Source organism: Desulfovibrio sp. SGI.133 (assembly GCF_050313955.1).
GTDB lineage: Bacteria > Desulfobacterota > Desulfovibrionia > Desulfovibrionales > Desulfovibrionaceae > Desulfovibrio.
The window spans coordinates 39,358-51,668 of record NZ_JBNPMK010000009.1; the positions used below are offsets into that span (position 1 = coordinate 39,358).

Annotated in this window: 11 protein-coding genes; 3 read left to right on the top strand and 8 right to left on the bottom strand. The window is 62.9% G+C overall.

The annotated features are described in order from the left end of the window. The first annotated feature begins 42 nt into the window (after positions 1-42). Positions 43-1,896, top strand: a complete 1,854-nt coding sequence (gene iorA, locus ACQRBR_RS10590) for an indolepyruvate ferredoxin oxidoreductase subunit alpha (protein ID WP_204625424.1) — start codon at positions 43-45, stop codon at positions 1,894-1,896. Positions 1,897-1,908: 12 nt separating this feature from the next. Beyond that, positions 1,909-2,517: an indolepyruvate oxidoreductase subunit beta gene (locus ACQRBR_RS10595; protein WP_168935977.1), complete on the top strand. Its 609-nt coding sequence runs from the start codon at positions 1,909-1,911 to the stop codon at positions 2,515-2,517. 582 nt (positions 2,518-3,099) lie between these two features. Here ACQRBR_RS10595 and ACQRBR_RS10600 read toward each other — a convergent pair. The 4 genes from ACQRBR_RS10600 to ACQRBR_RS10615 all read right to left on the bottom strand — a co-directional run bounded on the left by ACQRBR_RS10600 (position 3,100) and on the right by ACQRBR_RS10615 (position 6,164). Next, on the bottom strand, positions 3,100-3,771 hold the full coding sequence (locus tag ACQRBR_RS10600; protein ID WP_303878752.1) for an amino acid ABC transporter permease: 672 nt from the start codon (positions 3,769-3,771) through the stop codon (positions 3,100-3,102). 1 nt (position 3,772) lies between these two features. Next, on the bottom strand, positions 3,773-4,522 hold the full coding sequence (locus ACQRBR_RS10605) for an amino acid ABC transporter ATP-binding protein (RefSeq protein WP_006008345.1): 750 nt from the start codon (positions 4,520-4,522) through the stop codon (positions 3,773-3,775). Further along, on the bottom strand, positions 4,519-5,190 hold the full coding sequence (locus tag ACQRBR_RS10610; protein WP_412389819.1) for an amino acid ABC transporter permease: 672 nt from the start codon (positions 5,188-5,190) through the stop codon (positions 4,519-4,521). The genes ACQRBR_RS10605 and ACQRBR_RS10610 overlap by 4 nt, the downstream gene beginning before the upstream one ends. 230 nt (positions 5,191-5,420) lie before the next feature. Further along, positions 5,421-6,164: an ABC transporter substrate-binding protein gene (locus ACQRBR_RS10615; RefSeq protein ID WP_303878745.1), complete on the bottom strand. Its 744-nt coding sequence runs from the start codon at positions 6,162-6,164 to the stop codon at positions 5,421-5,423. A 168-nt stretch (positions 6,165-6,332) separates the two neighbouring features. Between ACQRBR_RS10615 and wbaP the strand changes: the two genes are divergently transcribed. Beyond that, entirely contained in the window at positions 6,333-7,730 is a 1,398-nt protein-coding gene (gene wbaP, locus ACQRBR_RS10620; protein ID WP_321030885.1) for an undecaprenyl-phosphate galactose phosphotransferase WbaP, read from the top strand. 191 nt (positions 7,731-7,921) lie between these two features. On the opposite strand, the gene ACQRBR_RS10625 is transcribed toward wbaP, so the two are convergent. The 4 genes from ACQRBR_RS10625 to ACQRBR_RS10640 form a co-directional block, all read right to left on the bottom strand. Further along, a complete protein-coding gene (locus tag ACQRBR_RS10625) occupies positions 7,922-9,016 on the bottom strand; it encodes a glycosyltransferase (RefSeq protein WP_427812958.1) in 1,095 nt (364 codons plus the stop codon). A gap of 1 nt (position 9,017) precedes the next feature. Further along, on the bottom strand, positions 9,018-9,482 hold the full coding sequence (fabZ, locus tag ACQRBR_RS10630; protein WP_006008351.1) for a 3-hydroxyacyl-ACP dehydratase FabZ: 465 nt from the start codon (positions 9,480-9,482) through the stop codon (positions 9,018-9,020). 135 nt (positions 9,483-9,617) lie between these two features. Then, entirely contained in the window at positions 9,618-10,154 is a 537-nt protein-coding gene (locus ACQRBR_RS10635) for an OmpH family outer membrane protein (RefSeq protein WP_303878720.1), read from the bottom strand. A gap of 106 nt (positions 10,155-10,260) precedes the next feature. Next, complete coding sequence (locus tag ACQRBR_RS10640; RefSeq protein ID WP_427812959.1) at positions 10,261-12,141, bottom strand: N-acetylmuramoyl-L-alanine amidase; 1,881 nt, start codon at positions 12,139-12,141, stop codon at positions 10,261-10,263. Positions 12,142-12,311: the final 170 nt, after the last annotated feature.

Sequence of the window (12,311 nt, forward strand, 5' to 3'; positions counted from 1 at the left end):
GTTGGCGGCCCCTCTGCCGACGCGCACGGGCCGGGAGGACACATGAGCAAACATCCTCTGCTGCACGGGGCGCGTGGCGAGCGCCACGTTTTGCTGGGCAATGAAGCCATCGTACGCGGCGCGCTTGAAGCCGGCGTGAACATGGTCACCTGCTATCCTGGCACGCCTTCTTCCGAAGTGCCGGATACCTTTTACAAACTGGGGGGCGAGGGCCGCTACAAGATCGAGTACGCGGTCAACGAAAAGGTCGCCTTCGAAGTGGCCGCCGGTGCGGCCCTGGGCGGTGCCCAGGCCCTGGTGACCATGAAGCACGTGGGCCTCAACGTGGCGGCCGACCCGCTGTTCACCTCGGTCTATACCGGCCTGCCCGGCGGGCTGGTGGTGCTCTCCGCCGATGACCCCGGCTGCCACTCCAGCCAGAACGAGCAGGACAACCGCTACTATGCGCGCTTTGCCTCCCTGCCCTGTTTCGAGCCTGTGTCCGCCCAGGAAGCCAAGGACATGACCCGCGAGGCCTTCCGCCTGGCCCGCGAACTCCAGCAGCCCGTGCTGCTGCGTACCACCACCCGCGTCAGCCACATGCGCGGCAATGTGGAATTCGACGATCTGCCGGCGGGCCCCGCGCCCATCGTGGACTTCCAGCGCAATCCCGGTCGCTTCGTACCCGTGCCCGCCGTGGCCCGCGGCCGTCACCGCTCCCTGCTGGAGATCATGGAAAAGGCCCGCGCCTTTGCCGAGTCCAGCCGCTTCAGCCGTGAATACGGCCCCGAAGGTTGCCGTCTGGGCATCATCGCCAGCGGTGTGGCCCGCAACTATCTGGCCGACGCCCTGGCCTCCGGCGGCTGGGAAGAGCGCGTGCGCGTGCTCGAGCTGGGCATGACCTGGCCCCTGCCCGAAGGCCGTATCGAAGCCTTCCTGCAGTCCTGCGACCGCGTGCTGGTGCTGGAAGAAGGCGAGCCCCTGCTGGAAGGCAGCGTGCGCGCCCTGGCCCAGAAGTGCGGCTGCAAGGCCCGCATCGAAGGCAAGGACGAGACCCTCACCGTGCTGGGCGAATATTCCACCACCCTGGTCCTGCGCCGCGTGGCCGATTATCTGGACTGCCCCTGCCCGGTCAAGGCCTCTTCGCCCGTGGTCCGCGAGCTGCCCGTGCGTCCGCCGAACCTTTGCGCCGGCTGCTCCCACCGCGCCGTCTACTACGCCGTCCGCCACACCTTTGGCGACGACGCCTACTATTCCAGCGACATCGGCTGCTACACCCTGGGCATGCTGCCGCCTCTGCGCATGGCCGACTTCCTGGTCTGCATGGGCTCCTCCGTATCCGCCGGCAGCGGTTTTGCCCGGGCTTCCGGCAAGCCGGTGGTGGCCTTCATCGGTGATTCCACCTTCTTCCATTCCGGCATGACCGGCCTGGCCAACGCCGTGTTCAACAAGCACGACATCCTGGTGGTCATCCTCGACAACGGCACCACCGCCATGACCGGCCATCAGCCCAATCCCGGCATGCTGCAGGACATCCTCGGTGAAGAGGCCATGCATCTGGATATCGAATCCGTGGTGCGCGGCCTGGGCGTCACCGAATGTGTGAAGGTCCGTTCCTACAACCTCAAGGCCCTGCATTCGGCCCTGGAAGATATGCGCGACAAGAAGGGCGTGCGCGTCATCATCGCGGAAGAACCCTGCGTGCTCTATGCCCGCCGCCGCCTCAAGAAGGCCGCCGCCCAGGTGGCCTATGTGGCCGAGCAGGGCGCCGATGCCCAGCGCTGTCTGGAAGAACTGGCCTGCCCCGCTTTCTATCGCAATGGCGAGGACGTGGCTGTGGATGAAAATCTCTGCACCGGCTGCATGGTCTGTCTGCAGGTGGCCCCCAAGGCCTTCAAGGCCAGAAAGCGCGCCTAGGTGAGGTGTATTATGCAACATAGCGACAAACAAAAGCGTCTTCGTATCTTCTTCACCGGCGTGGGCGGACAGGGCACCCTGACCGCCACCACCCTGTTGGCTCGCACCGCTCTGGATGCCGGGCAGGAAGTGGTGGCCGGCGAAGTCCACGGCATGGCCCAGCGCGGCGGTGTGGTGGAATCCGTGCTGCTGCTGGGCGGCTGGCGTTCGCCCAAGCTGGATCTTGGCGAGGCCGACATTCTGCTGGGCTTCGAGCCCTTGGAGACCCTGCGCGGTCTGCCGTATCTGCGCCCCGGCGGCGTCATCTTCTCCAGCCGTGATCCCATGCCGCCCCTGAGCGTGTCGCTGGGCATGGCTGCATATCCTTCCATGGAAGAGATCGAGCAGAAGTCCCGCGCCGTTGCCAGCCAGTGCCATTTCCTGGCCTGCCGCGAGCTGGGCATCCAGGCCGGTGCCGCCCAGGCGGGCAATACCGTGCTGCTGGCCGCTGTCTGTGCTTCGGGCCTGCTGCCCTTCGGCATCGACGCCCTCAAGGCCGCCATCGAAAAATACCTGCCCGCCAAGCTGCAGGCCTCCAACCTCAAGGCTTTGGAACTGGGGCAGGCCGCCCTGCACATGTAACAGCAGCATGGCTGTGCTGTTTTGTTGAGGGGCGGGGGACCCCCTCGCCTGGCGCGAGAGGTGTTCCCCCGCCCCTCAAACTCCCCACCCCTTCCCCAGCGCGCTTTAGCGGGGAGGGGGATTTTTTATGGTAATGGATCTGGATGTTGCGAGCCGTTTTCTCCGGGATCTTGGGGTTTGAGGTTGGGCACAGCAGCAATGCGGCCGTTGCTGATGCCGTGGCAGCTTCCCGAAGAGATTTTCCAAAGTACAAAGTTGCTGACCAAATGCCTTCCTGTTTCCGGATTGCGATACCTTTCTTGCAACGCAGGAAAGGGCGGCACGGATATTCGGGAAAAGGCACAAAAACTGTGTGGAAGGCGCGGCAGAGGAGGCTATGGAGAAAAGAGTTTTTCAGAGCCAGAGCAGGGACAAGGTGGCATGCGTACGAATAAGGAAAGGCGCTGTCCGCGTATGCGGGCAGCGCCTTTTGTTGCCTTGTAGATAAGCTTCCCTGCCTGTTGGCGCAGCTTTTTAAGTAAAACGCGCTGGGGGAAGGGATGGGAGTTTGAGGGGGGGCCCCTCCCCTCATGAAAAAGGAAACTAGCGGTTGCCGAAGCCGGGGATGCTGTAGCGCTTTTCCAGCCAGCGCAGGCACCAGGTGGCCAGGGAGACCAGGATGAGGTAGTAGAGGCCCACAGCCAGGAAGACTTCCGTATTGCGGAAGGTGTCCGAGGCCAGCACCTTGGCTTCGCACATGAGCTCGTTACAGGTCACGAGCATGGCAAGGGAACTGTACTTAATGAGGTAGATGATCTCGTTGCCGCAGCCGGGCAGGGCACGGCGGGCGGCTTGGGGGATGACGATCCAGAACACGGTCTGGAAGGTGGTCATGCCCAGGGCCTGGGCCGCCTTGATCTGTCCCTGACGGATGGAGAGCAGGGCCCCGCGGATGTACTCCGAATGATAGGCGGCGCTGCAAAGGATGAAGCTCAGCAGGGCGGCGCCGTAGGGCTCGAAATAGATGCCCATCTTGGGCAGGGCATAATAGATCATCATCAGCTGCACGGCCAGCGGCACGCCGCGGATGATGGCGGTGTACCAGTTGCCCAGCCGGCTGCTCCAGGGGCCGCCGAAGGCCCGCAGGCATCCCAGTGCCACGCCGCCCACGAAGCCCAGGATACTGGCCGGGATGATGAGGGCGATGGACACTTTCAGGCCCTGGTTGAGGGCCGGGATGACGTCCTGGGTGAAAAAGGGGATGTCGATGACCACGCTAGGCTCCCATATCCAGCAGGTGCGCGCAGAAGTCGCGGGTACGGGTGTTGCTGCCTTCGGCCAGCAGGGTCTCGGGCGCCCCCTGTTCGATGATGACACCGCGTTCCATGAACAGGATCTCGTGGGCCAGGGCACGGGCAAAGTCCATCTGGTGGGTGGCCATGATCATGGTCATGCCGCCCTTGGAAAGGTCACGGATGACGGAGAGCACTTCGCCCACCAGTTCCGGGTCCAGGGCGGAGGTAGGCTCGTCCAGCAGGATGACCTTGGGGTCCATGGCCAGGGCACGGGCCATGGCCACGCGCTGCTTCTGGCCGCCGGAAAGCTGGGCGGGGTAGAGCAGGGCACGGCGGGCAAGGCCCACACGGGCCAGCTCGTCCATGGCGCGTTCGCGGGCGGCCGCTGCGGACATGCCGCGCACCTTGCGCAGGGCGATGGCTACGTTTTCTTCGGCGGTCAGGTGGTCGAACAGGTTGAAGTCCTGGAAGATCATGCCCACCTGGGCCCGGAAGGCGCAGAGCTTGGACTTGTTAGAAAAGTCGAGCTTTTCGCCTTCAAGGATGATCTCGCCCTTATCCGGGGGGATAAGGCAGTTGATGCACTGCAAGAGCGTGCTCTTGCCCGCACCGGAGGGCCCGATGAGGACCTTGAGCTCACCGCGTTTCATGTTCAGGGAGCAATTGTCCAGGATGGACTTGCCGCCCAGGCTTTTGCTGATGCCTTTTACCTGCAAGACAACTTCGTTCATGCGTTCTTTACCCCATGCTGCGTGTTTTTGGCCATGCTGCCCACCGTGCCGGCGGAGTAGCCGGGGATCTGGACCTTGTTTTCCAGGCGGCGCAAGAGCTTGAGCACGATCAGCGTCAAAACGAAATAGATGACCCCGGCCAGGGCGAAAAACGCCAGATGTTCATGCGTACGCTGGGCCACGGCATTGACGCGGGCCATGATCTCCATGGTGCCCAGCAGGTAACAGACGGCGGAGTCTTTGAGGAGGATGGAAAATTCGTTGGCCCAGCCCGGGATGGAGAGGCGCAGGGCCTGCGGCAGGATGATGCAGGTGATGGCGGTCAGATCGCGCATACCCAGGGCACGTGCGGCCTTGAGCTGTCCCTGGGGCAGGCTCTCGATGGCGCCCCGGAAAATCTGGGACTGATAGGCCGTGCTGATGCAGCCCATGACGAGGCAGGAGAGCAGAAAGGGCTCGAGGATCCAGCCCATGGAAAGGAAAAGCCCCTGGGAAAGGAAAAGCAGCACCAGGATGGGGACGCCGCGGAAAAACCAGACATACAGTCCCACCAGACGGCGGGCCAGGGCGTTACCGTACACCTGCAGCACGGCCATGGGGACGCCCAGCACCAGCCCCATGCCCAGCGCCAGGGCCACCGAGCCCACGGTCACCAGCGTGCCGCCCATGATGAAGGGGAAGGCATCCACGATGGTATCGCCTACGATGGGACGCAGGACGACGGCCAGGCAGAGCCAGGCCTGCATGAGGATATCCCGCAGGAAATCCAGGATCGCGCTGAAGGGAAAGATATCGGACATGAGAAAAACGGGCTGTATGGACATGGCGAACCGCCGCGACAAGGGCGGCGGTTCACCTTGGAAAAGCGGCACAGGCCGCTGTATCAGTCAGTAAAAAGTTACTTGCTCAGGTACTTGGCCTGCAGTTCCTTCCAGTAGGGATCGGCCTGCAGCTTGCGGAAGCCTTCGTCGATGAGGGCGCGCAGTTCCTTGTCGCCCTTGCGGATGGCCACACCGAACTGGTCGGGTTCGCCATGCACACCGGCCTTCTTCACGGCCTTGCCGCGGGCGATGGCGTCACCGGCGGGCAGGGAGTCCATGAGGGCGGCTTCGATACGGCCGTTGATCAGGTCTTCCACGGCCAGCGGGCAGGATTCATAGAAGCGCAGTTCAAAGGGATAGCCCTTTTCCTTCTGTTCCTGCTTGATGGCTTCAGCTTCGGAGGTGCCGCGCTGCACGCCCAGCTTGATGGGCTTGGACAGGATGTCGGCAGGGGTCAGCTTGGAGTCGGCAGGCACCAGGAACACGCGGGAGACTTCCCAGTAGGGATCGGAAAAGTCCACCACCTTGCGGCGCTTTTCAGTGATGCTCATGCCGGAAGCGATCATGTCGATCTGCTTGTTGGCAAGGGCCAGCACGATACCGTCCCAGGCCACAGGCTTGTGGACGACCTTGAAGCCCATGGTCTTGGCGATCCAGTTCATGGCATCCACGTCAAAACCGGCAGGCTGGCCGGTCTTTTCATCGACATAGGCAAAAGGCGGATAGTTGGAGTCGATGCCGTTGACGTAGGTCTTTTGGGCAAAGGCCGGCACAGAGGCCAGCAGGCCGAACAGCAGGGCGCAAACAAAAAGTTTTTTCATGGTGCTTCCCTTGTAAAATGTGAGGGCCGGGTATAACCTGATGCCGTATCGCGCGGCAACAAAATTTTTTAGCAAAAGCCGCGCACGGGCGCAAGTGAGAAGGCGTCACAAAGCCGCTCTCCTGCCCGTCCCCGCCTTTTTTCTTCCTTACCGGAGACCAGAACCAAGATGGAATCTTCCCGTCTAGCTCAGCGCATGCTGCAGAGCCTGGGGGTGCCGCCCCGCGTCATCCTGCTGGTGTGTTGCGACTTCCTGACGCTTTTTGCCTGTACCCTTTTTGTCCTGTGTCTGCGTGCCCTGTGGGGGGGGCTGGACATCACCAGCTACGGCTGGATGCTTTCCATGCTCCTGCTGGCGCCGGTCATGGGTCTGGCACTGGGCCTTTACGGAGGCATTTCGTTGCCTGCCTATGTGGAGAGCCGCAAACTTTGCGTGCTGAGCACCCTGACCTTCGGCCTCATCCTTGCTTTGCTGTTCGCGGGCAAGGCCAGCGTGGCCTATTCGCGTATCGTGCTCGTGGGGGCCTGGCTCTTGAGCATCTTCCTTTTGCCGGTGACACGGCGTTTTTGCCGTCATTATTTCGGCAGGTTCCGCTGGTGGGGAACGCCCCTGGTGATCCTTGACCGCAGCAATACAGGCCGGGAACTGTGGCATTACCTCAAACGTCATCCCTGGCTGGGGCTTTCGCCGGTGGACATCTTCACCCTGCCGCCGGACATGGAAGAAGCCAGGCGCCAGCTGAAGGACGCGGAGCGCCGCCATCCCGGGGCCATCGCCCTGATGCTGCAACCTGCCGATGCCGATACGGCCCGTTTCGTCCATGAAGCCAGCCGGTATTTCGTCAAGATCCTGGTGGTGCCTGCTCAGAGCAGCGGTGTCCGGCAGCACTGGTTCCATGCCTGTGATCTGGGGACCATGACAGGGTTCCTGCTCATGCAGAACCTGCGCCGTCGCTGGCGGCAGCGCCTCAAACGGGCCCTGGACCTTGTGCTCTGCCTGCCTGTGGTCCTGCTGTGCGCCGTGCCCGGCCTGCTGCTGGGCCTGCTGATCCGCCTGGACAGCCGTGGGCCCGTGCTCTACCGGCAACGCCGTCTGGGCAAGGACGGCAAGGCTTTTGACGTGTTCAAGTTCCGCACCATGCGTCAGGATGCGGACGAAGTGCTGGCCCGCTATCTGGAGGAAAATCCCGACCTGCGTGAAGAGTGGGAAAAAGACCGCAAATTGAAGCATGACCCGCGCATCACCCGCGTGGGCCGCTTCCTGCGCAAAAGCAGTCTGGACGAACTGCCCCAGCTGCTCAATGTGGTGCGGGGCGAGATGAGCTTGGTGGGGCCGCGTCCCATCGTGGAAGACGAGATCGCTAAATACGGCGAAGTCTACGCGGATTACTGTCGGGTGCGTCCGGGCATCACGGGCCTGTGGCAGGTCTCCGGGCGGAACAATACGACCTATGAGGAACGGGTCAGCCTGGACCGTTATTATGTGACAAACTGGTGCATCTGGATGGATCTTTGGATCCTGGCCCGCACCTTCCCTGTAGTGCTCACCGGCTACGGCGCATACTAGTCGGGCAACAGGTCCAGAGGCGGGGCCTGCTGAGAGGTGAAAGGCCGGGCAAAAACACGCTCTGTGGAAGATAACCGTGCCTGCATCCCCACCGTTGTTTTCCGGGATGCCAGCGAATGGCCCCGGATTATGAGACAAAAGAAAAGGACAGCCATGAAGGCTGTCCTTTTTTGTTTACGGGCTGTCCGGTTTTACAGGCGGGCCATGGCCGCTTCCACCTCATGGCGGAAGCCGGTCAGGAAATTCTCGGTAGAGAACTTTTCCGCATGCGCGTGCAGGTGCTGGGGATCGAAATCCCCTTCACAATGTTCGAAACGCTGCAGGGCATCGGCCAGGCTCTCCGGCGTCTGCTCGCTGAAGAGCAGGCCGGTCTCGCCGTCCACCACGGTCTCGGTGGCACCACCGCGTCCGTAAGCGATGACCGGGACCCCGGCCGACATGGCTTCCACCGGGATGATGCCGAAGTCTTCCTCACCGGGGAAGAGCAGGGCCCGGCTGCGGGCCATGAGCTCGCGCACGGCGGCATCGTCCTGCCGGCCCACAAAGCGCACGTTGGGGCCAGCCTTGGCTTTGAGCTGCTGCATCATCTCGCCGTCACCGGCCACCACCAGCGGACGGCCGAGGCGGGTGCAGACCTCCACGGCCAGATCCACACGTTTGTATGAGGCCAGACGGCCGAAGCAGAGATAGTGTTCTCCGCCCGGCTCCGCGCGGGGCGTGAAGGCCTTCGTATCCACCGGCGGATGGACCACGGCGGCCTCGCGGCGCCAGTACTTGCGGATGCGTCGGGCCACATGGCGGGAGTTGGCCACGAAGTGGTCCACCCGCTGGGCGCTGAGGCAGTCCCACTGCCGCAGGGAGGGCAGCAGCAGGCGCATGGCCAGACGGGAGAGCCGCCCCGTGCTCCGCATGTAGACCGGCCAGTTGTCCCACAGATAGCGCATGGGCGTATGGCAGTAGCAGACGTGCAAGCAGTCGGGCCGGGTGATGACCCCTTTGGCGGGCCCGGATTCGCTGGAGATGACCAGATCGTAGTCCGTCAGGTCCAGCTGCTCCAGGGCATGCGGCATGAGAGGCAGGTACTTTTTGTACATCCTGCGGCTGGCGGGCAGGCTGTTGATGAAGGTGGTGCTGATCTTGTGCCGGCGGAATTCGGGCAGGAGCTTTTCCCTGTCCACCACGTGGGTGAAGATGTCCGCCTGCGGATAGAGACGGCACAGGGCCTCCAGCACCTTTTCACCGCCGGCCATGTTGACCAGCCAGTAATGCACCAGAGCGACTTTCATGCTAGGCCTTGGGGCGGTCACCGATGGCGGCAGTGATCTGGGCCTCGGCGGCCAGCTTGCCGTCCACATACGCGCGGGCGTCCATCTTGCAGAGCTTGAGCTTCATGCGGATATTATCGCAGTGCAGTTCCAGGCGGTCGCCGGGCACCACCTGGCGACGGAATTTGACGCCGTCCAGGCCGGTGAAGAAGAAAAGCTTGTCCGACAGGTCGCCTTCCATGCCGGAGACTGCCAGCAGGGCGCCGGTCTGGGCCAGGGCTTCAAGGATGAGCACGCCGGGCATGATGGGAGCACCGGGGAAATGGCCCTGGAAGAAGGGCTCGTTGATGGTCACGTTCTTGTAGGCCTTGATATGGGAGCCAGGCACGCATTCCAGCACGCGGTCCACCAGCAGGAAAGGATAGCGGTGGGGCAGGATGGAGAGGATACGCTGGATGTCCATGGTGATAGGCGTAGCGTCCGACATGGAAAACTCCTTTGATGGGTATGATGGCGCAGTTTAGCCCGATGCCTGGCGCAAGACAAGGCGGCCTGCTGCCGGCAGGCGGGCAAAAAAAAGCCCCCTGCGGACAGGGGGCTCGAGATCCGGCTGTGGAGGCGCTTACTTGCTGCTCTTGGCCTTTTCGTCTTTGTGCATCTTGTTGACTTCGGCCAGCACGTCCTGGGTCAGGTCCATGGTCTGGTCGGCGTAAAGGACGCCACCGGCGGTGATGTCCACCACAAAGTTGAAGCCCTTGCGCTGGGCCACGTTGTAGGTGGCATTGAAGACCAGGGTGACCATATCCTGACGCAGCTTCACTTCATCCTGTTCCACCTTGCGCAGGAAGTTGCGGGTCTTCTGGTCCAGTTCCTGCTTCTTGCGGATGAAGGCCAGCTTCTTTTCATCAGAAGCCTTGGGGCCCTTCAGCTCTTCAGCGGCTTTCTTCAGGGCCTCGCCCTGCTTTTCCAGAGCGGCACGCTCCTTGCCATACTTGCTTTCCATCTGCTTTTTGGCGGCCTGGGCAGGTTCGCTCTGGGTGGCGACAGCCTGCATGTCCACGACGCCGATCTTGGCGGCAGCAGGTTCAGCGGCATTGGCGGCAACGGCCCCCGCCATCATCAGGCAGACCGCAAGGGTCAGATACATCAGTTTGCGCATGGAAAAAACTCCCTTTGATCGAATGCTCCGCGGATCGAGGATGCCGCCAGGCAGTGATTGTGTAGGTTTTCTGGTAGCAAGAGGGAAACCTCTTGTTTACCGTTCATCACATAGCACCAGAGGCAGGGGGCGTCAAGGAATTCTGGGCCGTGCGGTTCTGCCGCACGCGGTCGCTGTAGCTCAGGATGCCCTCGGCCAGGCCTTCGGCCAGGATCATGCGGTAGCGGGCATCGAGCAGGTTGCGTGCCTCATGCGGGTTAGAGCAGTACCCCACCTCCACCAGGACGCAGGGCATGCGCGCACCCAGCAGGACGATGAAGGGCGCTGCCCGGGTGCCGTTGTCGCGCACGGTATAGCCGCGGCGCTTCAGACGGGCCAGGGACTGCTTCTGGATGTCGGTGGCCAGCCGGCGGCTCTCGTACTGGCGGGCGGTGAGCATGCCGTCGGACAGGATCTTCTGGACCTCGCCCAGGTTCCTGTCGTTGCGGGCATTTTCCTGGCTGGCCACACGCACGGCCCGGGGATCGCGGGAGATGTCCAGGTAATAGGTCTCGAAGCCGTTGATGCCGCGATCCTCATGGGCGTTGACGTGGATGGAGACGAACAGGTCGGCGCCGGCCTGGTTGGCTTTGCCGGTACGGTCCCGCAGGCTCACGGCCACGTCTTTGCGTCGGCTGTAGATGACCTCAAGGCCGTTGTCCTCCAGCAGGCGGCCCAGACGCAGGGCGATGTCCAGCGTGATGTTGCGCTCGATCACGTCGTTGTGGATGGTGCCCGGATCACGTCCGCCGTGCCCGGCGTCGATGAACACGCGCTGCACGGAAAGGCCCGGCTGCCCGGCCACCACATTGTTGACCCGGACGGCCTTGCCCTTGCCGGCGGAGGCATCCGCCAGACGGCTGCCCGCAGCGGCGGGGGCCATCTGTTGCCGCATGGCCGTGGCCTGGGGGCGCATGTCGCCACGGGGATATTCCTTTTCCAGGCGGGCCAGCAGGCGCACGGCCTCGGTGCGGTCTTTCAGCTCCTCGGCACTGATCTGCGCCGCCTGTAGCAGGGCATCGTCAGCCAGGGCGCTGCCGGGGAATTCTTCCGGAACACGCAGCAGCAGGGTACGGGCCGTGCGGTAGTCGGCGGCAAGGTGGGAACAGTCAGCCAGGGAACGGGCGCTGACTCCGGCACGGAACAGGGCCGCCGCGCTGACCGTGGCGTTGGGACGGCTCTGGTAGACCTGCATGAAATCTCCCTGCAGGTTTTCCCAGGGTTCGCGCCAGCAGGAACGACGCTTGTCGGCACGCAGGAGCTCCATGGTCTTCTTGGCATTCTCATAACGCTGCAGGGCCTGGCGGGCATCGTCTGTCGGGGGGGTGTCGGATATCTGACGGGCAGGCTGCGCAGAAGGCTGCGGGGTCTCCTTGTTCGGGGCCAGTTCCTGCCGCAGGCGACGAGCTTCGGCGTACATGTCGCCGCGCGGATACTCCCGGCAGAGCGTATCCAGCAGTTTTAGTGCGCCCCGGGTATCCTTGAGCCTGTCGGCTCGGATACGGGCGGCACGCAGCAGGGCATCATCGGCCAGGCGGCTGCTCTCGTGCTGCCGGGCCACTTCCTCGAAAGTCCCGGCGGCCTTGCGGGCGTCGGAGATGGCGAAGGAGCGGCGGGAAAGCTCTTCGTAGCATTCGGCAGCCTTGAAGAGGGCGGCAGGACGGTTGGCCCAGGTGGTGGCGTTCTGGTGGATGGCATGGAAGGACGCGGCTACTTCTTCCCAGGGGGCACGCTGCATGCCGCGCTTGTTGTCCTGGCGCAAGGCATCCATATCGTCCTTGGCGGCTTCATAGCGCTGCGCGGGGGACAGCGTGGCGCCATGGCTGATGGTATGGCAGAAGGCCGCCAGGAGGGAAAAGGCCAGGATGAATCCCAGAGGAGGCAGGATACGGGCCATCATGCCGGGGGACTGGGGACGGGGAGCGGGGGTGACTTTTTTCCTGGCCATGACACAGAACTCGCTGGATAGTGGCTGCTCCCGGGAGGGGAACTTTGCCGTAGCCTGTTCTTTGCAGGTTGCGTGCCATGAAGATGTTTTTTTATTAAAAAGTTTGTGTTTTCAGTAGACTACAATCTCTCCCCGTAGGCTCCTTCAAGGGGGTGTCTGTTTTTCGACAT

What these genes read in the sequence shown, in the direction of transcription:
- ACQRBR_RS10605 (WP_006008345.1), bottom strand. Translation starts at nt 4,522, where the DNA reads ATGAACGAAGTTGTCTTGCAGGTAAAAGGCATCAGCAAAAGCCTGGGC.
- ACQRBR_RS10610 (WP_412389819.1), bottom strand. Translation starts at nt 5,190, where the DNA reads ATGGGCGGCACGCTGGTGACCGTGGGCTCGGTGGCCCTGGCGCTGGGC.
- ACQRBR_RS10635 (WP_303878720.1), bottom strand. Translation starts at nt 10,154, where the DNA reads ATGCGCAAACTGATGTATCTGACCCTTGCGGTCTGCCTGATGATGGCG.
- wbaP (WP_321030885.1), top strand. Translation starts at nt 6,333, where the DNA reads ATGGAATCTTCCCGTCTAGCTCAGCGCATGCTGCAGAGCCTGGGGGTG.
- ACQRBR_RS10615 (WP_303878745.1), bottom strand. Translation starts at nt 6,164, where the DNA reads ATGAAAAAACTTTTTGTTTGCGCCCTGCTGTTCGGCCTGCTGGCCTCT.
- ACQRBR_RS10625 (WP_427812958.1), bottom strand. Translation starts at nt 9,016, where the DNA reads ATGAAAGTCGCTCTGGTGCATTACTGGCTGGTCAACATGGCCGGCGGT.
- fabZ (WP_006008351.1), bottom strand. Translation starts at nt 9,482, where the DNA reads ATGTCGGACGCTACGCCTATCACCATGGACATCCAGCGTATCCTCTCC.
- ACQRBR_RS10640 (WP_427812959.1), bottom strand. Translation starts at nt 12,141, where the DNA reads ATGGCCAGGAAAAAAGTCACCCCCGCTCCCCGTCCCCAGTCCCCCGGC.
- ACQRBR_RS10595 (WP_168935977.1), top strand. Translation starts at nt 1,909, where the DNA reads ATGCAACATAGCGACAAACAAAAGCGTCTTCGTATCTTCTTCACCGGC.
- iorA (WP_204625424.1), top strand. Translation starts at nt 43, where the DNA reads ATGAGCAAACATCCTCTGCTGCACGGGGCGCGTGGCGAGCGCCACGTT.